This is a genomic window from Corallococcus sp. AB018 (genome assembly GCF_003986945.1).
GTDB classification, from domain to species: domain Bacteria; phylum Myxococcota; class Myxococcia; order Myxococcales; family Myxococcaceae; genus Corallococcus; species Corallococcus exiguus.
In genome coordinates, this window is sequence record NZ_RAWR01000019.1 from 24,942 (window position 1) to 45,506 (window position 20,565).

The following is a 20,565-nucleotide window of genomic DNA, read 5'->3' on the forward strand; positions in this document are numbered from 1 at the left end:
TTCGGGCGCGCCCCGATTTCCCGAGGAGACACGCCGTGGGCATCGTGAAGTCATCGGGCATCAGCGGCCGGCAGCACAACCTCGCCGAACAGGTCTTCTCCCGCGCCGCGGGCGCACCGCTCGTACCGGGCAACGACGTGCACCTCCTGCGCGACGCTCGCGAGAACTACCCCGCGTGGCTCCGAGCCATCCAGCAGGCCCAGCGCTCCATCCTCTTCGAGAACTACATCATCGAAGACGACGACGTGGGCCGCGCCTTCGCGGACGCGCTGGCCGCCCGTGCTCGCGACGGCGTGCAGGTCCGCGTCCTCTATGACTGGCTGGGCTGCCAGGGCACCGCGTCCCGCCACTACTGGCGCACCCTGCGCGACGCGGGCGTGGAGGTGCGCTGCTTCAATCCCTTCCAGTTCGACCGGCCCCTGGCGTGGCTGGGCCGCAACCACCGCAAGACCCTCACCGTGGACGGCGAGGTGGGCTTCGTCTCCGGCCTGTGTGTGAGCCACAAGTGGGTGGGCGACGAGCAGAAGGGCGTGGCCCCCTGGCGCGACACCGGCCTGGAGATTCGCGGCCCCGCCGTGGCGGACCTGGTGCGCGCCTTCGCCCAGGGGTGGAGCACCGTGGGCCCTCCTCTGGATGAAGAGGGCTGCCTGTCCGCTCGCGCCTCCCTGACCATGGGGGACGTGTCCCTTCGCGTGGTGGCCGGCGTGCCCTGGAGCGCGGGCCTCTTCCGCGTGGACCAGCTCATCGCTTCGCTCGCGCGCAAGCGGCTGTGGCTCACCGACGCTTACTTCGTGGGCACCGCCACCTATGTGCAGGCGCTCCGGGCCGCGTCGCGCGACGGAGTGGATGTGCGGCTGCTCGTGCCCGGCAGTAGCGACATCCCCGCGCTGCGCCCGCTCACCCAGGCCGGCTACCGCCCCCTGTTGGAGGCCGGCATCCGCGTCTATGAATGGAATGGCACCATGCTCCACGCCAAGACGGCGGTGGCGGATGGCACCTGGGCGCGCGTCGGTTCGTCCAACCTCAACCCCGCCAGCTGGCTGGGCAACTCCGAGATCGACGTCGCCGTGGAGGACGCTCCCTTCGCCCGGTGCATGGAGGACATGTACCTCCAGGACCTGGAGCACGCGACGGAGGTGGTGCTCAGTGGAAGGGCGCGTCGCATGACCGCCGCGCCTCCTCTTCCTCGCGGGCAGCGGGGGACTCGCGGCCGGCGGGGCAGCATGAGCCGCGCGGCCGCGGGCGCGGTGCGCCTGGGCAACACCGTGGGCGCCGCCGTCACCAATCACCGCGAGCTGGGCCGCACCGAATCCAAGGTCGTCTTCGGCGCGGGCGTGGTGCCGCTGGCACTGGCCGGCGTGGCGCTCTACTGGCCCCACGTCGTGGCCGTGCCCGCGGCGGTCGTGGGCGCGTGGGCTGGCATCGCCCTGTGGAGCCGGGCCATGCGCCTGCGCCGTCAGGAAGCGCAGGGCACTGAACAGCAGCCGCTGCCGGAGCAGGAGGTGCCGCCTCGAGCCTCCGTCCAGGAGCCGCGCGCGCTGCCGGACGCGCAGGCCTCCCACGCTCCGGAAGCCGAGCCTCGTCAGCCTTGAAGTGAAGGGGAGGCCAGGGCCCGGATACGACACGGGCCCACGGGCCGGCAGCGGGGGAAGCCTGGCTCCCCACTTCGCTGATCCGGCCCGAAGGCCCTGTGCTTCCTACAGCGTTTCAGTCAGCGCTGACTTGAGGCGCTACGCCTGCTTCGCGACGCCCGCGGGCTCCGCCGCCCTGCCGCTCAAGAGCGAGCTGCCGCCGTACAGGGCCAGGCCGACCATGCCCAGCACTCCCGCTTCGACGCCGTTGCCCAGCGAGGCCCCCATCAGGCCCACGATGCTGGTTCCGAGCATGAACACCACCCCCACCGCCCCTGCCACCTTGCCCATCCGCTGTCCCCCTCTGGACTGAATTGGACCCCTGAACCACTACCGCTGTCCGACGCCCAATCCCTTATCAAGTCCCGTGCCAGGGCCCTGGCTTGGGGGGCCCGGGGGGAGCCCGAAAGGGCGTGGAAGGTACGGGGCTCGCGTTGGGCAATCCTCTTCCACCCTGTGGAAGCGAACGGCAGAAAGCACAGGGGCGAACACCGGGGTAGGACCGGAATTTTTCCCGGATGCGCCCATGTGCGCCTGATGTGGCACGCCGTAACCCACTGCATTCCAAGGGTTTTCCCTCCCCCCAGCCGCTGGCACACGCGCTGCTAAGAGCCTCCGCCAGAAGCGAACCACCCGGCCCTTCAGGGCGTGTGAACGGTGGATCGCACGGAACATCAGTGAACGAAGGAGAGCGGAAGATGGGAATGCGGCGCACGGGGTTCTGGACGGTGATGGGGATGCTCCTCCTGTCGGGTTGTGCTCACCAGCAGACGCTGAAGGTCGACAACGCGGAGCAGCCCTACCGCATCGGCCGCGAGGACGTGCTCGACGTGAGCGTGTGGCGCGATCAGGAGCTGTCGCGCACGGTGCCGGTGCGTCCCGACGGCTTCATCTCCATCCCGATGGTGGGGGAGATCCAGGCCGCGGGCAAGACGCCCACGGAGCTGGCGGAGGCGCTCAGTTCGGGCCTGCAGCCGTACGTGCAGGAGCCGCGCGTGACGGTCATCGTCCGCGAGGTCAACAGCAGCCGCGTCTTCGTCACGGGCGAAGTGGCCCACCCGGGCGCCTACCCGCTGCGCGGCCGCGTTTCCCTGCTGCAGGCCATCGCGCTGGCCGGCGGCTTCACGGACTTCGCCAACTCCGACGGCATCGTGGTCATCCGCACGGACGGCAAGGGCGGGCAGATCCCGGTGCGCTACAGCGACCTGGTCTCCCCCGACGGCGAGAGCGTCATCCTGCGGCCGGGTGACACCGTCGTCGTCCCGTGAATCAGGACGGACGCGAAGCCATCAAAGACAGACACCGGGAAGCAGCGAACATGGGCGTGGGCGTGGGTCAGGACGGGAGGGCGGCGGTGAGGGGCAACTGGAAGCGGGCAGTGATTGCAGGCTGTCTCATCGCCGCGCCGGCCGCGCAGGCGGCCACCATCCTGGAGCCTCGGCTCCGCCTCACGGCGGAGGAGCGCTTCGACAACGACATCCGTCTGGGCGGGACTGGCACCAACGGGCAGTTCATGACGAAGCTGTCCCCTCGGCTGGGCCTGGACGTGAAGAACGAGCAGCTGACGCTCGAGTCCTTCTACGCCACGGACCTCCTGGCCCGGCACGGCTCCGGGACGACGACGGTGGACCACCGCGCGGGCGTGGGCTTCCGGGACGTGTTGTCCCGGCGGCTGCGGCTGGACGCCAGCGCGCGGGTGTTCCGCGTCACCGACCCCACGTCGCTGCCGCGTGACGGCCTGGCGCGCTCCACGGCGCCCACCTTCTATGCACAGACGAAGGTGGGGCTCACGGGGCGCGTGTCGGAGCGGCTGGACGTGCGCGGCAACTACATGTTCGAGGCGACGCGCATCATCGAGCCGGGACGGGTGGCGGGTTATGCGCACACCCCGTCCGTGGAGCTGTGGTACCGCACCACGCGCCGGCTGTCCTTGGGCGCCGAGTACCGTTACCAGGGCTTCCTGTACGACCAGGACTACAGCCAGGCGCACGGCGCTTCCGCGGCCCTGCGCTACCGGCTGACGCGGCCCACCACGCTCACCCTCCGGGGCGGGCCGGTGCGCTACCTGCCTTCGGACGCGACGCGCGGCGGGTGGATGCCCCGCGTGGCGGTGGAGCTGGTGCGCGAGGGCGAGCGCACTGACTTCGGCTTCGCCGTGGGCCACGACCTGGTGGGCGCGAGCGGTTTTTCCGGCGCGGTGTGGGCGGATTACGCGTCGGTGATGGGGGCGCATCGTTTCACGCAGAAGCTGTCGGCCTTCGGGGCGGCCAGCTTCTTCCGGAACGGCACGGCGCCCGGTGAGAACTACACGCAGTGGCGAAACACCACGAACGTGTCGCAGGGCTATGCGGTGGGTGGAGGCGTCGAGTACCGGCTGAGCCGGAAGCTGGCGCTGCAGGGCGCGTTCGACCGCATCGCGCAGGTGGGTGCGGCGGATGTCGCTGGGGCGGGGGACCTGACACGCAACGTGTTCGCCCTCCGTCTGGTCATGACAGCTTGGTAGGCAACCTTTGAGAGCTACGAGGATGGAGGAGCGGATCATGGAGCGTGGGATGACGGCGGACCAGTTGCTTTCGGCGCTGTGGCGCCGCAAGGCCCTGGTGGGGGCGATCGCTGCAGCAATCTTCGTGTTGGGTGCGGCCATCGTGATGACCCGGCCGAGCATTTATGAAGCGTCCGTGGTGGTGCGTGTGGAGCCGCAGCGCCCTGGCGAGGAGATGGTCCAGCGCACGGTGAGCGAGCTCATCGAGCAGCGGCTCGTCACCGTCCGCCAGGAGTTGCTGGCGCGGCCGGTGCTGCAGAAGGCCATCGAGGAGATGAACCTCTACCCGGAGCTCGTGTCCGATAAGGGCATCGAGGCGGCGGTGGAGCAGATGCGCAAGGACCTCACCGTGCGCGTCGAGGGTGAGACGGCCTTCGAGCTCACCTACGCGGGCCGAGACCCGCAGGTGGTGGCGCAGGTGGCCAACCGCCTGCCGGCCATCTTCTCCGAGGAGACGCTGAAGATCCGCCAGACGCAGGCGGCCCGCGCCACCGACCTCTTCACCGAGGAGATGGTCGCCATGGGCAAGGCCGTGTCCTCCTGGGAGACGAAGATCTCCAAGTTCAAGGTGGACCACCTGGGCGAGCTGCCCGAGCAGATGGAGATGAACATGCGCGGCCTGGAGCGCATTGGCGCCCAGCTGCAGATGAAGTCCGAGGAGCTGCGCACCGCCGAAGCGCGCCGCTCCGACCTGGCCCGCGCTCGCAACGCCGCGGACAGCGAGGCCGGCCGCCTGGAGGCCACGGAGAGCGGGCTGTCCCGCACCCTCACGCAGGCCAAGACGCAGTGGACGCCGGATCACCCGGAAGTGAAGCGGATGGAGCGTGAGCTGGGTGACATCAGCGCCCAGCGCAAGGACGCCGAAGGCCGCATGTTCGCCGAGCGCAACGAGCGCACCCGCGTGTCCACGCTCATCAGCAACGTGCAGAAGGACATCGTGGACCTCCAGAAGCAGGCCGAGGCGTACCAGGCGCGGCTGAACAACACCCCGCGCTGGGCCCAGGAGCTGGCGGTCATGAACCGGGACTACGAAATCGCCCGCACCAAGTACCAGAGCGTGGTGAGCCGCAAGGTGGAGGCGGAGATCGCCCAGGAGCTGGAGGCCAAGAGCGCCAAGAGCCTGTTCAATGTCATCTCGCCCGCCGGTGTGCCTTCCTCGCCTGCTCGCCCTGACCGCATGACGGGCCTGCTCATCGCCGCCCTGGTGGCCCTGTCTCTGGGTGTCCTGACTGGCACCGTCCTGGAGATGCGCGACGACAGCCTGCGCGATGGCACCGAGGTCCGCGAGCGCATCACGCTCCCTGTCCTGGCGGTGGTCCCGAACATGCAAGGCAAGACGGAGAAGCGGATCTTGATGCCGATGGCTGGGAGCAAGAACAGCGTCTCCTCGCCTACTTCCCTGAACTAATTGCCGACCCCCTACGGAAAGGATTGGAGAACTCAGATGGATTCGACGATGGAGCGGGCCGGTAACTTCCTCCCCCGCGTGGATGAGAGCGCGGCTTCCTCGAACGCAGTGGACCGCCGGGTGGTGACGCTCACGGCCCCTGCTTCCGCGGCCGCCGAGCAGTACCGCACCCTGTATTACCGCCTGGAGCGGATGCGCGAGCAGCGTCCGATGAAGGTGGTGGCGCTCACCTCCGCGATGCCCGGCGAGGGCAAGACGGTGACGAGCGTGAACCTGGCCCTGGCCGCGGCCCGGGCGAACCCGGAGCGCCGCATCCTGCTGGTGGACGCGGACCTGCGCCGGGGGCAGGTGGCCCCCACGCTGGGCATGCGCAACAAGGTGGGCCTGGCGGAGCTGCTGGCCGGTGAGTGCGACGTGCGCGACGTGGTGCGCCGCTTCAACTCCACGCGGCTGGCGGTCATCCCCGCCGGCTCCACGCCGGAGGAGAGCACCCAGGTGCTGGCCAGCGCCCGCATGAAGCAGTTCCTCAAGGCGGTGCGTGAGGGCTTCGACGAGGTGTACGTGGACCTGCCGCCCACGCTGCCGTTCGCGGACGCGGCCATCCTGGGCCACCAGATGGACGGCGTGCTGATGGTCATCCGCGCCAACGTCACCCCCTCCAAGGTGGTGAACCAGGCGGTGGAGCAGCTGGCGGGCGCGGCGCTGGTGGGCTGCGTGCTCAACGGGGCGGAAGTGAACGCGACCCCGTACCTGAAGAACTACGTGAAGAAGTAGCAGTCGGTTGTCGAGTTGAAGTGATTCGTGGCCCGACCCGCTCCTCGCACCGATGAGGTGCGATGGGCGGAGGGCCTGGAGCGGCGGCGGGTTGGGGTTGGAGGAGTCACGTGCTTCGCGTTTTCCACCACTATTTTTCAGCCAAGAAACTGACGTTCTTCCTCGCCGAGTCCTCGGCGATCGCGCTGGCCTGTGTCGCGGGTGCCGCGGCCTGCGCGGCCCTCTTCGCGCCCCTGGGTTCCCAGCCGCCGTTCGCCACGCTGTGGCCGACGCTGGTGGGACTGGGCCTGGCCTTCGTCGTCACCTTCCAGTTCACGCTGTACCTGTTGGACCTGTATGACCTGCGCATCGCGGCCGAGGACCGGACGCGCGGCTACCGCTTCCTCAAGGCCGCGGGCGTCACCGCGATGGTGGCGGGTGGCGTGATGCTGCTCCTGCCGCTGGCCCTGCCGGTGGTGCTGCCTCCGGGCACGCTGCTGGGTGGCGCGATGGGCGCCCTGGCCGGCACCCTGGTGGTGCGCGTCTCCATCCGGGCGCTGGTGGGTGAACCCGACGCGGTGCTCGTCGTCGGTGATGGCCTCAAGGCCCGCGCGGTGGCGAGCGCCATCGAAGACGGCGGCGAGGGTTCCTTCCGCGTGGTGGCCCTGGTGGACCCGCGCAAGGTGGAGGAGCCGCTGGACGCGATGGCGGCTCGGCTCAACGCCTCCTACGTGGTGCAGGCCGCGGATGACATGCGCGGCGCCAACTGGGTGGACTCGCTGCTGCGCTGCCGGCTGGACGGGCGGCGGGTGTACGACGCGGCGGGCTTCTGCGAGCGCGTGCTGCGCCGCATCCCGGTGCAGTTCCTGCGAGCGAGCGACTTCGCCTTCGCGGATGAGATGACGGTGTCGCCCCTGCGCCGGGCCTTCAAGCGCGTGTTCGACGTGGCGGTGGCGTCGCTGCTCCTCCTGATGGCTTCGCCCTTCCTGATCCTGGTGGCGCTGGCCATCAAGCTGGACTCCAGGGGCCCCGTCTTCTACCGGCAGGACCGCGTAGGCCTGGGTGGCCACGCGTATCCGCTCTGGAAGTTCCGCAGCATGCGCACCGACGCGGAGAAGAACGGCGCGGTGTGGGCGCGCTCCAACGACGACCGCGTCACGCGGGTGGGCAAGTTCATCCGCAAGACGCGCATCGACGAGATTCCGCAGGTGTTCAACGTGCTGCTGGGCCACATGAGCTTCGTGGGCCCTCGTCCGGAGCGCCCGGTGTTCACCGAGCAGCTCAAGCAGCAGATTCCGTTCTACGGCGTGCGCGAGGCGGTGAAGCCGGGCATCACGGGTTGGGCGCAGATCCGCTACCCCTACGGCGCTTCGGTGGAGGACGCGCGCAACAAGCTGGAGTTCGACCTGTACTACGTGAAGAACGGGTCGCTGTTCCTCGATGTCGGCATCATCTTCCACACCGTCCGGCACGTGCTGTTGGGGCGGGGTGCTCGGTAGCTCGGTTCAGTAGTAGGCGTTGATGACCGTCCGCGGCCTCCGGTTGTCGGGGGAGGCCGGGATGCCAAGGGTGGAGAGCCATGGATTGGGATGGGCGAGGGGGTCGGAACATGGTGGGCATGGACGTGGACGCACCGTTCTCAGAGCAGTGGAACCAGGACGACGCGCGCAGCAAGCAGCAGGCCGTGGAGCGCAACGAGCTGCTGCAGGCGCCAAAGAACCGTCCCACGCGCATCGTCGCGATGGGCGGCGGTACGGGCCTGCCCATGGTGCTCAAGGGGCTGGCCCGGCGCGCGGCCCCCAAGGGCGGCCAGCCAGGCGTGGACATCACCGCGGTCGTGGCGATGAGCGACGACGGCGGCAGCTCCGGCCGCCTGCGCCGCCAGCACGGCGTGCTGCCCCCGGGTGACATCCGCAACTGCCTGGTGGCGCTCGCGGGGGGCAAGAGTGCGCTGAAGGACGTGTTCCAGTACCGCTTCGGCGGCGCGAAGGGCCTCGCGGGCCACGCGGTGGGCAACCTGCTCATCGCCGCGCTCGCGGAGCTGAAGGGCGACTTCCTGGAGGCGGTGCGGCTGTCCGGGGAGCTGTTGGGCGCGCAGGGACAGGTGCTGCCGAGCACGCTCGCGTCGGTGCAACTCGTCGCCCAGATGCATGACGACACGGAGGTCGTGGGCGAGCGCAACATCTGCCGCGCCCAGGGCCGCGTGCGCCGCGTGTCGCTCAGCCCCCGTTCTCCGCCGCCGGTGGACGGCCTGCTGGAGGCCATCTACTCGGCGGACCTCATCGCCATCGGGCCGGGGTCGCTGTACTCGAGCGTGCTGCCCAACCTGCTGGTGGATGGCGTGGCCCAGGCGCTGAAGGAGACGCGCGCGCTGAAGGTCATGGTGGCCAACCTGATGACCCAGCCGGGTGAGACGGACGGCATGAACTGCCTGGACCACGTGCAGGCCGTCATCGACCACGTGGGGCCGGTGCTGGACGCGGTGCTCGTCAACGGCCGGGCGCCCAATGAGGATGCCATCCAGCGCTATGCGCGCAAGGGCTCCTTCATGGTCACGGCGGAGACGCGGGAGCTCTTGTCCTCCGGCGTGATTCCGGTGCAGGCGGACCTCCTCAAGGAAGGTTCCAAGATCCGACACGACAGCCGCAAGGTCGCTGCCTGCCTGCTGAAGATGGCGCGCAGCGGGTTGTAGGCCGCATTGGCCATCACCACCTTGGGGCCCGCGAACATGGAAGCCATTCAACTATCGACTGCCTCCCAGGTCGTGGAAGTCAACGACCGGGCGGACTTCATGTCCCTGGAAGCCGAGTGGAACCAGCTGGTGGAGACGACCTCCCACGAGCTGTTCTACCGGCATGAGTTCCTGCGGCTGTGGCTGGACAACTTCGCCGCCGGGGCACGCATGCGCGTGCTGCTGATGCGCGGCGAGGATGGAACGCTCACCGCCGCGCTGCCGCTGGTGGAGGAGCGCACGTCGATGTACGGCGTTCCTGTCCGCCAGCTCACCTCCGCGGCCAACGCGCACTCCTGCCGCTTCGACATGCTGGCGCGGGAGCCGGATGCCGCGGCCCAGGCCTTCCTCGCGCACCTGCGCGCGACGGGCGGCTGGGACGTGCTGCGGCTGACGGACGTGCCGGACGGCGGCGTGGGCTTCCGCCTGATGGAGGCCGCGAAGCAGGCCCGCTTGCCGGTGGGCGAGTGGGAGTCGCTGCAGTCGCCCTATGTGCCGCTGCCCGCGAAGAAGGACGCGTACTTCGCGAAGCTGCCGTCCAAGTTCAAGGCCAACTGCCGCCGCCGGCGCCGCAAGCTGGAGGAGAAGGGGAAGGTCACCTTCGAGCGCATCTCCGGCGGGCTGGACCTGGAGGGCACGCTGGAGGAAGGGCTGCTGCTGGAGCAGAGCGGCTGGAAGGGCGCGAATGGCACGGCCATGGCGCAGGACGCGAAGACGCGCGGCTTCTACACGGAGCTGGCGCGGGACTCGGCCTACCGCAAGCGGCTGGCGCTGTACTTCCTGCGCGTGGACGGGCGCGCGGTGGCGTTCCAGTACGGCCTGGAGTTCGGCGGGCGCTACTTCCTGCTGAAGCCCGGCTACGACGAGTCCCTGAAGGAATGCAGCCCGGGGCAGCTCCTGATGGAGGAGGTGCTGGCGGACTGCCTGGACCGGGGGCTCACCGAGTTCGATTTCCTGGGGCCGGACATGGTGTGGAAGCGCGACTGGACGGATCAGGTCCGCCGGCACACCTGGCTCTACGTGTTCAACGACACCGCCTTCGGCCGGGCCCTGTGCGCGGCGAAGTTCCGGTGGGTACCGGCGGCGAAAGAGGTGGTGGCGCGATGGAAGAAGTGAAGACGACCGACAAGATGTTCGTGCCGTCCCTGCCCACGCTGTGGCCGGGCATGCTGATGGCCCCGCCGCGTCCGGGGGCGCTGCCGCCGTTCTCGTCTCCCAACGCGCGGTACTTCTACTTCGCGCGCAACGCCGTCTGGCTGACCATCAAGATGCTGCGCCTGGATGGCGGCGAGGTGCTGATGCCCGCCTACCACCACGGCGTGGAGGTGGAGGCGGTGGTGGACGCGGGCGCCATTCCGCGCTTCTACCGCGTGGGCAGCCGCTGGGACGTGGACGTGGCGGACGTGGCGAAGCGGATTACGCCGAAGACGCGCGCGCTCTATCTCATCCATTACGCGGGCTTCCCGGGGCCGGTGGACGCCATGCGCAAGCTGGCGGACGAGCACGGCATCCCGCTGATTGAGGACTGCGCGCTGTCGCTCCTGTCTTCGGACGGCGCGACGCCGCTGGGCACCACGGGCGACGTGGGCATCTTCTGCCTCTACAAGACCCTTCCGGTTCCCAATGGAGGTGCGCTGGTCGTCAACGGCAAGCGCTCGTACAGCCTGCCGGAGCCGCCGTCGCCGCCCTTGGCATCCACCTTCAGCCACACCGTGTCCGCGCTGCTGCAGAACATGGAGCTGCGCGGCGGGGCGGTGGGCCGGGGACTGCGCGGCCTGGTTCGCTCGGTGGGGCACGGCACGGTGAAGGCCGCGAGCATCGAGCGGGTGGCCACGGGCACGCAGCACTTCGACCGGCGGCACGTGGACCTGGGCATGAGCCCGCTGACGAAGCGGATTGCCCTGGCGCAGGACCTGGAGTCCATCGTCGAGGCGCGCCGCCGCAACTACTTCCTGCTGCTGGGCCGGCTGCGCGACGTGTCGCCGCCGCTCTTCAACCAGCTGCCTCCGGGCGTCAGCCCGCTGTTCTACCCGATGGTGGTGCAGGACAAGGAGCTGCTGCTGGCGAAGCTGCGTGAGAAGGGCATCGACGCCATCGACTTCTGGAAGCGCTTCCATCCCGCGTGCGACCCGTCGGAGTTCCCGGAGGTCGCGCAGCTGCGGCGCACGATTTTGGAGATTCCGTGCCACCAGGATCTGTCGCCGGAAGTCATGGGGCAGGTGGCGGACGTGGTCCGGGAGGCGCTGAAGTCCGAGCGCCGGCCGAGCAAGCGCGCGTCGTGAGGGAACAGGGGCTGGCTCCCGGGTTGCAATCGCCCCCGGGGGCCGGGGCATTGCTTCGGGAAAGGCATCAGGGTGACGCGGTGATCCGCGAAGACGAGTTGACGTCGGGGCCGAGGTTGGCGCCGCGGCTGGACGTGGCGGCGGTGGGCAGTGCCTCGCAGCTGGCGGGGATGCGGGCGGAGTGGAACTCGCTGCTGGATGCGAGCACGGCCGGTCCGTTCAACGCGTGGGAATGGCTGTATCCGTGGTGCCGGCGCATCTCGCCTGACGTGCGGCCGCTGGTGCTGACGGCGCGTGACAGGCTGGGCACGCTGGTGGGCCTGTTGCCGCTGGGATTGGAGCACCGCTGGGTGAATGGCATGCGCGTGCGGCGCCTGGGCTTCCTGGGTGAGACGCACGTGGGCAGCGACTACCTGGACGTGGTGGCGCGCAAGGGCCGTGAGGCGGAGGTGGCCCGGACGTTCTTCAACGTGCTCCAGGGGCTGCGCGACGAGTGGGACGTGCTGGATTTGACGGACCTGCGCGAGGGTTCGACGACGCTCGGCGTGGCGCGCGAGGTGTTTGGCGACGTGCGCGTGACGGAGCGCTACGTGTGCCCGTACGAGACGCTGGTGCCGGGCGAGCCGTTCGATGCGTTCCTCAAGCGCACGGGCCGCCGGGACAACTACCTGCGCCGCCGCAAATGGCTGGAGAAGCAGGACGGCTACCGCATCGAGCGCACGGACGCGCCGGGTGCGCTTGCCGGGCCGATGACGGACTTCTTCCGGCTGCATGCGCTGCGCTGGTCCTCGGATGGAGGGTCGCAGGGCATCAAGGGCGCCGGGGTGGAGGCGTTCCACCGGGACGCGACGCAGTGGTTGGCGGAGCGGGGCCGGCTGCGGATGTACACGATGAAGGTGGGCGGCCAGGCGGTGGCGTCCGTGTACGGCATCCTGCATGGCCAGACGTTCGTGTACTTCCAGTCCGGCTATGACCCGGCGTGGCGCAACCGCAGCGTGGGCCTGGTGCTGGTGGGCGAGACGTTCAAGGACGCCATCGACATGGGCCTGACGGAGTACGACTTCCTGCGAGGCACGGAGACGTACAAGTCCGACTGGGTGACGAAGCAGCGCCAGACGGTGTCCCTGCGCGCGCACGGCGCGGGCTTCGCGGGCACGTGGTTCACGCGCTCCGAGGAGTGGGCCCGACAGACGCGCAACGCGGTGAAGGGTGTGCTGTCGGATGAACTGGTGGAGAAGGTGCGCCGGTTCCGTCGGCGGAAGGCCGCGGTGCATTGACGCTCGGTGGCGGCGTGGCGGATCCTGGCGGGTGCCATGGAGAAGCTGCGCTGCGCTGTCCTGGATGACTATCAGGGTGTTTCAACGCGGCTCGCGGATTGGTCTTCCGTGAGCGGACAGGTCGAGGTGACGGTGCTCCGCGAGCACTTCTCCGGTGAGGAGGAGTTGGTCGCGGCGCTGTCGCCGTTCGACCTGCTCGTCGTCATGCGGGAGCGCACGCCGTTTCCGAAGTCACTGATCGAGCGGCTGCCACGGCTGCGGTTGCTGGTGACGACGGGGATGCGGAATGCGTCCATCGATGTGGCCGCGGCCACCGCGCGCGGCGTGACGGTGTGCGGGACGGCGAGCGCGACCGAGCCTCCGGTGGAGCTGACGTGGGCGTTGATATTGGCGCTCGCGAGGAACGTGGTGGGGGAGAGCACGGCGTTCCGGCAGGGGGGCCCGTGGCAGCACTCGGTGGGCGTGGACCTGCACGGGAAGCGGCTGGGGCTCCTGGGCCTGGGGAAGATCGGGAGCCGGGTGGCCCGCGTGGGTGCGGCGTTCGGGATGGACGTCGTCGCGTGGAGCCCGAACCTCACGGATGCGAGGGCAGGGGAGGTGGGCGTGACGCGGGCCGCGTCGAAGGAGGTGCTCCTGGAGACGAGCGACTTCGTGTCCATCCACCTGGTGCTGGGCGAGCGTTCGCGGGGGCTGGTGGGGCGTGCGGAGCTCGCGAGGATGCGGCCCACGGCGTACCTCATCAACACGTCGCGCGCGGCCATCGTGGATCAGGCGGCGCTGGTTGAGGCACTCCAGCAGGGTGTCATCGCGGGCGCGGCGGTGGATGTCTTTGAAACAGAGCCGGTGCCCGTGGACGACGTGTTGCGGACGCTGCCGAATCTGCTGGCGACGCCGCACCTGGGATACGTGTCCCAGGGGAACTACGCGACGTACTTCCGTGAGGCCGTGGAGGACATCCGCGCGTTCCTCGACGGTGCGCCCATCCGCGGGCTGGGCTGACTGGCTACTGCTGCGCGACCTGCTCGCGCAGCTGGGCGATGGCGGGGGCCAGCTGCGGGGGCTGCATGTTCTTGGGCACTTCCACCGTGAAGCGTTCGAAATGCTCCAGCGCTCCGGCCTTGTCGCCCCGGCGCAGCGACAGGCTGCCCAGGAAGATGAGCGCCTCCTGCGCGTCCGGCCACGTGTCCACCAGCTCCATCAGCTCCTGCTCCGCGCCCTGCAAGTCGCCCTGCGACGCCGCGCGCAGCACGCCCCGGTGCACCCGCAGCTCCACGTTGAACGGATCCACCGCCAGGCCCTTCAGCGTCACCTTCAGCGCTTCGTCGAACTGCTGCTGACGGATGAGCTCGTGGCTCAGCATCGACGCGGCCTCCACGTCGCCCGGGTTCGACGCCAGCCGCTGACGCGCCTGCTCCAGCTCGTCGTTCATCTCGGGCATCTGCGGCATCTGCTGCTGCTGGGCCATGCCCGGCGGCGTCGCGCCCGTGCCCATCTGGCCTTCTTCGCGCGGCTTCTGCTCGGAGACGAGCAGGTAGCCCAGCCCTCCGAAGAAGACCACCACGCCCGCGCCCCACATCGCGCCCACCATCTGCGGGTTGCGCGACGCCCAGCCCGAGGGCGCCGGCACGTTGCGCGCGGGCGCCTTCACTCCCGCCGCCTGCCGCTTCTGGTGCTCGTCCTTCGCGCGCAGCGCCGCGGCCGCTTCCTTCTCCAGCCGCGCCTTCTCCGCCGTGTAGTGCTCCGCGGTGAAGTGGTGCTTCTCCGCCTCCAGCGTGCGCAGCTGCTCGATGAGCGACTGCGCCCGCTGCGCCAGGTCGTCCGCCGTTCCGTCCGCCTTCGCCGTGGTGTCCGACGGCAGCGCGCTCCCCGTCTTCATCTTCATGTAGAGGAGCCACGCGGCCGCCAGCACGAAGGCGACCGAGAGGACGATGATTCCGGGCAACCAGTTGGTGGGCTCGGGCTGCATGGCTTAGCGCTCCAGCTCCCGGCGCACGGCCTGGAGGTAGGGGTCCGCTTCGTCCGTGGACGGCGCGGGGGTGGAAGGGGAGGGGACCGGCGCGGCTTCCGCGGGCGCGGCGCCCTCTGGCAATGGCTGACGCTGCTTCAGGATGACGAAGAGGCCGCCCAGCACCAGCGCGACCGGCCCCAGCCACACGAACCAGTTGAAGCCCTCCGCGCGCGGCTCCAGCAACACCCACTCGCCGTAGCGCGCCACGAAGTAGTCGACGATTTCGGTGTCCGTCTTTCCGTCGGAGACCAGCTCACGCACCTTGTCCAGCTGCGCGCGCGCCATGGACGACGGGCTGTCCGCCACCGACAGGCCCTGGCACACCGCGCAGCGCAGCTTCTTCGCCAGCTGCTGCACTCGCGCCTCCTGGGCCGGCGCGAGAGGCTCACTCGCGGCCTGCTGCGGCGCGAACTGCCCCGTGGCAAGGCTCAGGGCGAGGGTCAACGAGACGAGGACGGCATTCATCGGGGGCTCCAGCGGGGGCCGTCCCTAACTACCGCCCCCTGACGGGTATTGCACACGGAATCCTGGGCCGCACGCCCGCCGCCCGGGCAGCCCTTCCGATTGAAGCCAGCGGCCTAGCCCCGGTAGCCCGAGTCGGGCTCGGTCTCCAGGTCCTGGTCCGGGTCGTACGGGTCGTCCTCCGGCGGCAGGTACTCCGCCGGCTCGTCGCGGCCCAGCGCGTGGCGCACGGCATGGAAGCCCACCGCCCCCAGGCCCAGGAGGAACGCGATGGGGCCCACCGCGAGCTTCACCCCCGCGAGCGCCCAGAGCAGGCTCACGCTCACCGCGCCCACCGGCACCCACCGCAGGAAGGCCGGGCGCTCCACGTCCGTCCGCAGCGCCGCGAGCACGAGCAGCGACAGGAGCGCCAGCAGCGGCAGCTCCGACAACGGCAGGTCCCAGCCCGAGCGCGACGCGACGCCGCCCCCCGCGCTGTAGAGAGAGTCGTCCGAGGGCCGGGTGGTGGGAATCACGCGCAGCTCGGCCGGCACGCTGCGCACGCCGCCCGGCACCGGCGCGTTGTCCGGCAGCGCCGAGCCGTCCGCCATCACCTTGCCCCACGACAGGAAGAGCGCCACCACGCACACCGCCACGCCCGCCAGCGCCACCACCCGGGGGAAGCCCAGGAGCGAGCGCAGGTCGAAGTCGCGCGCCACGCCGTCCGGCTCCGCGATGACCAGCTTGTACTGCTCCACGGCGATGAGCGCCGTCCCCGCCGCCCAGATGGGGAAGAGCAGGTTGAAGCCGGACAGCAGCCGCACGGACAGCGCCAGCAGCAGCAGCGTGAACGCGGCGGGGATCTCCGGCCTCATCAGCACCAGCGGCACGGAGTCCACCCAGCCGGGCGCGTTGCCGTCGCGGCGCAGCTCCCGCGCGACGAGCGCCACGCAGCCCACCAGCGACAGCAAGGTCCCCAGCACTCCCACGCTGGGGAAGAACGGCAGGATGGACAGCACCAGCGAGAACGCCACCAGCCCCACGCCCAACACGCTCTGCGAGTGGCCCGGCACGTCCTTCAGCCAGCGGGGGCCCGTGTACGGATCCTCGTCCTCGAACTCCTCTGGCGGAGGCTGTGCCTTGGAGCCGCGCGGGGGCTGAGCGCCGCTGGCCTGGCGCCGGTCTTCCTCCTCTTCGTCCAGGATCTCCGCCGCATAGGCCGGCTCGGTCATGGGACGGCTGGGGCGGTTGCTCCTGGCGCTGCTGGCTCGGGGCGGGGGCGCGGGACGTGCGGGCATCTTCGCGCCGCAGTTCTCGCAGTACATCAAGCGGACGTCCGCCGCGCTTTCACCGCACTCGGGGCACTGCATGGGAAGCCCACCTCGCTGGAGCAGGGGCCGGGGGAAGCCCTCGCGAACGACGCCGACAGATGGGACTTACTACGGATTCCAGGCCTCCCGCGAGGCGGCCCCGGGCCGCCCTCTTCCGGCTCCCGGGCGCCTGCCTTCCAAGCGGGCGGAAGTTGACTCAGTTCTGACGCGCGGCTTCCGCGGTGGGACGGGCCGCCGGCTGGGTCAGCTCCTGCACCCGGGTGGCCAGCGTCTTCGGGTCGATGGGACCCACGTGCTTGCCGCGGATGATGCCCTGCGCGTCGATGAAGTACGTCTCCGGCACGCCCGCGACGCCGTAGTCCACCGCCATGCGCGAGCGCTCATCCATCAGCTGCGGGAAGCTCGCGCCCATGCGGCGCAGGAAGTCGCGCGCGTTGGGCTCCGTGTCCTCGAAGACGACGCCCATGAACACGGCCTGGGAGCCCAGCTCGCGCGCGCCCCACTCGAGCACCGGGTGCTCGTACTTGCAGGGCCCGCACCACGACGCCCAGAAGTTGATGACCACCGGGCGGCCCTTCAGGTCCGCCAGCTTCACGGCGTCACCACCGTCCAGCGGCTTGAGCGTGAAGTCTGGCGCGGCCGCGCCCTTCAGCATGAAGGGCACCTCGTGAGGGTTCCGCCCGAAGCCCTGGAAGAGGACGAAGAGCAGCGCCGCCCCCACCGCGGCGAACACCAGCGGAAGCCGCCAGCGCTTCATGCCGCACCCCGCTCGGCGTCCGTGCCCGGCAGGGGAGGCGACGCTCCCACCGTCGGCGCGTCCGCGCGCAGCACCGCCGCCCGGCGCGAAGGCCATACGGCAATGAGCGTGCCCAACATCAGCAGCGGCAGGCTGTACCAGATCCATCCCACCAGCGGGAACACCCAGACGTTGAAGCTCGCCGTGCCCGTCGTCTCGCTGAAGGCCATCAGCGAGATGTACAGGTCCTCCTTCGGCGACTCACGCACCGCGGGCGTGCCCACGGGGTCCGTGCTCCGCTCGTAGTAGTTCATGCGCGGGCGCGCCTCCGTCACGTCGCCGTTGGGCGCCGTCACCTCCAGGCGCGCGGCGACGAAGGTGCGGTGCGGCTCCTCACCGCTGGACAGGCCCAGGTACTTCAGCTGGTAGCCGTCCAGCATCATCGTGCCGTCCTTCTTCAGCGTGCCGGACGTGTGCTTCACGTACGCGCTGGAGGCCGCCACGGCGACGATGATGAGCACGATGCCCAGGTGCACCACGTAGCCGCCGAAGCGCCGGCGCGACTTGCTCGTCGCGGTGGTCAGCGCCGTGACGAAGCCCTCCTTGCGCTCGGTCATGCGCACGCGCACCGGCACCACCAGCTCGCGCAGGGTGATGAGGGTGACGAAGCCCGCCAGGCCGAACGTGAGCAGCGGGTACACGCCGCGCAGCCCCGCCGCGTAGCAGGCGATGGTGATGACCACGCCCACCGCCGCGGGGATGAGGAACTGCCGGCGCAGCGTGGCCTTGTCCGGCGTGCCCCACGGCAGCACCGGGCCCACGCCCATCAGGAAGAGCACCGCGATGCCGCCCGGCACCGCCATCTTGTTGAAGTACGGCTCACCCACGCTCACGCGGATGCCGCGCACGGCCTCCGACACCAGCGGGTAGAGCGTGCCCAGGAGCACCGTGAAGGTGATGGCCACGAACACCAGGTTGTTCACCAGGATGCTCGCCTCGCGCGACAGCAGCGACGAGAGCCGGCCCTCCGGCGCCAGCAGGTGGCCGCGCGTGGCCAGCAGGCCAATGCACACCACCAGCAGGATGGCGATGAAGACCAGGAACGTGGGCCCGATGTCCGACTGGGTGAACGAGTGCACCGAGTTGAAGATGCCGGAGCGGGTCATGAACGTGCCCAGGATGGTGAGCACGAACGACGCGAGCGCGAGGCTCAGCGTCCACAGCTTCAGCATCCGCTTGCGCTCCTGCACCATGGTGGAGTGCATGAACGCCGTCGCGGTCAGCCACGGCAGGAACGACGCGTTCTCCACCGGATCCCACGCCCAGTAGCCGCCCCAGCCCAGCACGGCGTACGCCCACCACGAGCCCAGCACGATGCCCAGCGTGAGGAACATCCACGCGATGAGCGTCCAGCGCCGCAGGGGCGCCATCCACGCTTCACCAATCTCCCCGCGCAGCAGGCCCGCCACGGCGACGCCGAACGGCACCGTCATGCCCACGTAGCCCGCGTAGAGCATGGGCGGGTGGATGATCATCAGGAAGTGGTTCTGCAGCAGCGGGTTGGGGCCTGGACCGTCCGCCGGCACCGGCGACACGGCGCCCCAGGGATTGGCGGGGCCCGCGATGAGGAAGGCGAAGAAGACGCCCACGGCCAGCATGGTGCCCAGCGCCAGCTGCATGTAGCGCGCGTGCTCCTTGCGGTGCACCCAGGCGAACGCCGCCAGGTACACGCCCATGATGAGGCCCCAGAAGAGGATGGAGCCTTCCAGCGCGCTCCACAGCGACACGATGGTGTAGATGAGCGGCGTCGCGCGGCTGCCCACCTGGGCCACGTACTTCACGCTGAAGTCGTGGTTGATGAGCGCTTCCACCATCACCAGGTTGCTGCCGATCATGCACGCGGCGAAGCCCCACACCGCGCGCAGCACCCAGGGGTAGCTGGCGTCGTTGCGGCGCATGCCGCCCACCAGGCCCAGGATGGCGCCGAACGCTGCGAAGGCCAGGCCCGCGAGGACCAGCCCATAGCCCAACATTCCGTTCACGGCGCCCCCGGCGGCGTCGCGGTCGCGGTGGTGGCGCCTTCAGCCAGCGTGTCCTGCCACTTGCGCGGCTCCTCGCCTTCCTTGGGCGCGCGGTACTCGTTGGAGTGGTTCACCATCAGCCGGTTGGACGTGAAGACGCCGGACTTGTCGTAGGTGCCCTCCACCACGACGCCGATCTTCTCGCGGAACATCTGCGGGGGCGTCTCCAGTGAGCGCACGTGCACGCTCTTCGCGTTCGCGTCCGGGCCGTCCGCCACGCGGAAGTCCAGCGTGGTGTGGCCTTCATTCCACTGGATGCTGCCCGGCTGCACCACGCCGCCCAGGCGGATGGTGGCCGTGTAGGCCTTGTCGCCGTTGGAGATCAGCTCCGACGGGCTCCAGTAGTAGACGAGGTTGTCCCCGATGTTGCCGAAGGCGATGAAGCCAAGGCCAGCGCCGGCGAAGAGCAGGGCTCCCAGCGCGATGAGGCGGTTGCGGTTGACGGGCGTCATGGGCTCACTCCTTCGAATCGGCAGCGGCGCGGGGACGGCGCGCCCAGAGGGACACTGAGTAGAGCACGAAGGCGGCCACGGAGATGCCGTAGCAGGCCCCCACGTATCCCCAACCACCCTGGACACGGCCACTGCCCACCTGGGCCAGCAGCATCAGCGACGTCAGCGAGGTCATGTTCAGGCCACCTTCGAGGAATGGGTCGCGCGCTGCGCGGGGTCATCCGAGGGCAGCGCGTCCGGCAGCGCCACCTCCGCCTGCCGCTCCGCGAGCGCGATGCGGTAGCGGTGCACCATGAAGACGATGAGCAGCGCCAGCATGCCGAACGCCGACACGCGCAGCGGCAGCACCATCTGCGGGTCCACCGTCTTGGGGCTGGACTGCACCTGATGGAGGCTGCGCCACCAGCGCACGGAGAACCACACGATGGGCAGGTTGATGGCACCGATGATGGCCACCACCGCGCTCCACACCGCGCGCTTCTCCGGGTCTTCGACGAAGCGCCGCAGCACCAGGTAGCCCGTGTAGGACACCAGCAGGATGGCCTCGGACGTCAGGCGGGGGTCCCAGGACCAGTACACGCCCCAGGTGGGGCGGCCCCAGATGGAGCCGGTGATCATGCCCAGCGTGCCGAAGAGCAGGCCGATCTCCGCCGAGGCCTCCGCCATCGCGTCCGTCTTCCACGACTGACGCAGCAGGTACGTCACCGCGGCCACGAAGTTGATGAACATGGCCATCATGGCCATCCACTGGAGCGGCACGTGGACGTACATGATGCGCTGTACTTCGCCCATCTCCCGGTCCGGCGGTGCCCACGCAAGGCCCAGCCACCAGCCCGCGCCCAGCAGCGCCAGCGTCACCGCCGGCAGGCCAAACTTGACGAACTTGTTCATC

General features: G+C 69.8%; 20 protein-coding genes. 11 read left to right on the plus strand and 9 right to left on the minus strand.

From position 1 onward, the window contains the following. The first annotated feature begins 35 nt into the window (after nucleotides 1-35). Nucleotides 36-1,592 (plus strand): phosphatidylserine/phosphatidylglycerophosphate/cardiolipin synthase family protein, encoded by a 1,557-nt coding sequence (locus D7Y11_RS06660; protein ID WP_126933274.1) that lies wholly within the window; start codon nucleotides 36-38, stop codon nucleotides 1,590-1,592. Between the two features lie 138 nt (nucleotides 1,593-1,730). On the opposite strand, the gene D7Y11_RS06665 is transcribed toward D7Y11_RS06660, so the two are convergent. Next, nucleotides 1,731-1,922 carry a hypothetical protein gene (locus D7Y11_RS06665; RefSeq protein WP_120578558.1) on the minus strand — a complete coding sequence of 64 codons (192 nt, stop codon included), beginning with the start codon at nucleotides 1,920-1,922 and terminating at the stop codon, nucleotides 1,731-1,733. Between the two features lie 407 nt (nucleotides 1,923-2,329). Between D7Y11_RS06665 and D7Y11_RS06670 the strand changes: the two genes are divergently transcribed. The 10 genes from D7Y11_RS06670 (at nucleotide 2,330) to D7Y11_RS06715 (ending at nucleotide 13,623) form a co-directional block, all read left to right on the plus strand. Then, nucleotides 2,330-2,899 (plus strand): polysaccharide biosynthesis/export family protein, encoded by a 570-nt coding sequence (locus D7Y11_RS06670; RefSeq protein ID WP_120578285.1) that lies wholly within the window; start codon nucleotides 2,330-2,332, stop codon nucleotides 2,897-2,899. 50 nt (nucleotides 2,900-2,949) lie between these two features. Continuing rightward, on the plus strand, nucleotides 2,950-4,134 hold the full coding sequence (locus D7Y11_RS06675; RefSeq protein ID WP_120578284.1) for a hypothetical protein: 1,185 nt from the start codon (nucleotides 2,950-2,952) through the stop codon (nucleotides 4,132-4,134). A 37-nt stretch (nucleotides 4,135-4,171) separates the two neighbouring features. Beyond that, a complete protein-coding gene (locus tag D7Y11_RS06680; protein WP_121752229.1) occupies nucleotides 4,172-5,581 on the plus strand; it encodes a Wzz/FepE/Etk N-terminal domain-containing protein in 1,410 nt (469 codons plus the stop codon). Nucleotides 5,582-5,617: 36 nt separating this feature from the next. After that, entirely contained in the window at nucleotides 5,618-6,355 is a 738-nt protein-coding gene (locus tag D7Y11_RS06685; protein ID WP_120564433.1) for a CpsD/CapB family tyrosine-protein kinase, read from the plus strand. A gap of 110 nt (nucleotides 6,356-6,465) precedes the next feature. Further along, nucleotides 6,466-7,833: a polyisoprenyl-phosphate hexose-1-phosphate transferase ExoE gene (gene exoE / locus D7Y11_RS06690; RefSeq protein WP_120578283.1), complete on the plus strand. Its 1,368-nt coding sequence runs from the start codon at nucleotides 6,466-6,468 to the stop codon at nucleotides 7,831-7,833. Between the two features lie 110 nt (nucleotides 7,834-7,943). Beyond that, complete coding sequence (gene yvcK / locus D7Y11_RS06695; protein ID WP_121752216.1) at nucleotides 7,944-9,026, plus strand: gluconeogenesis factor YvcK family protein; 1,083 nt, start codon at nucleotides 7,944-7,946, stop codon at nucleotides 9,024-9,026. 36 nt (nucleotides 9,027-9,062) lie between these two features. Beyond that, nucleotides 9,063-10,181, plus strand: a complete 1,119-nt coding sequence (locus D7Y11_RS06700; RefSeq protein ID WP_121752230.1) for a GNAT family N-acetyltransferase — start codon at nucleotides 9,063-9,065, stop codon at nucleotides 10,179-10,181. Next, nucleotides 10,169-11,347, plus strand: a complete 1,179-nt coding sequence (locus D7Y11_RS06705; protein WP_167548721.1) for a DegT/DnrJ/EryC1/StrS family aminotransferase — start codon at nucleotides 10,169-10,171, stop codon at nucleotides 11,345-11,347. Before D7Y11_RS06700 ends, D7Y11_RS06705 begins: the two co-directional genes overlap by 13 nt. 80 nt (nucleotides 11,348-11,427) lie before the next feature. Beyond that, complete coding sequence (locus tag D7Y11_RS06710; protein ID WP_120578280.1) at nucleotides 11,428-12,624, plus strand: GNAT family N-acetyltransferase; 1,197 nt, start codon at nucleotides 11,428-11,430, stop codon at nucleotides 12,622-12,624. 36 nt (nucleotides 12,625-12,660) lie between these two features. Continuing rightward, on the plus strand, nucleotides 12,661-13,623 hold the full coding sequence (locus D7Y11_RS06715) for a D-2-hydroxyacid dehydrogenase family protein (protein WP_126933275.1): 963 nt from the start codon (nucleotides 12,661-12,663) through the stop codon (nucleotides 13,621-13,623). 4 nt (nucleotides 13,624-13,627) lie between these two features. On the opposite strand, the gene D7Y11_RS06720 is transcribed toward D7Y11_RS06715, so the two are convergent. From D7Y11_RS06720 to ccsA, 8 genes are all read right to left on the minus strand, one after another. Beyond that, on the minus strand, nucleotides 13,628-14,590 hold the full coding sequence (locus D7Y11_RS06720) for a tetratricopeptide repeat protein (protein ID WP_126933276.1): 963 nt from the start codon (nucleotides 14,588-14,590) through the stop codon (nucleotides 13,628-13,630). Nucleotides 14,591-14,593: 3 nt separating this feature from the next. Further along, nucleotides 14,594-15,097, minus strand: a complete 504-nt coding sequence (locus tag D7Y11_RS06725) for a cytochrome c-type biogenesis protein (protein WP_120578278.1) — start codon at nucleotides 15,095-15,097, stop codon at nucleotides 14,594-14,596. Nucleotides 15,098-15,210: 113 nt separating this feature from the next. After that, nucleotides 15,211-16,443 (minus strand): zinc ribbon domain-containing protein, encoded by a 1,233-nt coding sequence (locus D7Y11_RS45140; RefSeq protein WP_126933277.1) that lies wholly within the window; start codon nucleotides 16,441-16,443, stop codon nucleotides 15,211-15,213. 157 nt (nucleotides 16,444-16,600) lie between these two features. Continuing rightward, nucleotides 16,601-17,161, minus strand: coding sequence for a redoxin domain-containing protein (locus D7Y11_RS06735; protein ID WP_120578276.1), 561 nt, complete (start codon nucleotides 17,159-17,161; stop codon nucleotides 16,601-16,603). Beyond that, nucleotides 17,158-19,182, minus strand: a complete 2,025-nt coding sequence (locus tag D7Y11_RS06740; protein ID WP_120578275.1) for a heme lyase CcmF/NrfE family subunit — start codon at nucleotides 19,180-19,182, stop codon at nucleotides 17,158-17,160. The genes D7Y11_RS06735 and D7Y11_RS06740 overlap by 4 nt, the downstream gene beginning before the upstream one ends. After that, the gene (locus D7Y11_RS06745; RefSeq protein WP_120578274.1) at nucleotides 19,179-19,673 is read right to left on the minus strand and encodes a cytochrome c maturation protein CcmE; all 495 of its coding nucleotides are present in this window, start codon (nucleotides 19,671-19,673) and stop codon (nucleotides 19,179-19,181) included. The genes D7Y11_RS06740 and D7Y11_RS06745 overlap by 4 nt, the downstream gene beginning before the upstream one ends. 4 nt (nucleotides 19,674-19,677) lie before the next feature. Next, entirely contained in the window at nucleotides 19,678-19,848 is a 171-nt protein-coding gene (locus tag D7Y11_RS43750; RefSeq protein ID WP_167548723.1) for a hypothetical protein, read from the minus strand. Between the two features lie 2 nt (nucleotides 19,849-19,850). Further along, nucleotides 19,851-20,564, minus strand: a complete 714-nt coding sequence (ccsA, locus tag D7Y11_RS06750; protein ID WP_120578273.1) for a cytochrome c biogenesis protein CcsA — start codon at nucleotides 20,562-20,564, stop codon at nucleotides 19,851-19,853. Nucleotide 20,565 lies beyond the last annotated feature (1 nt).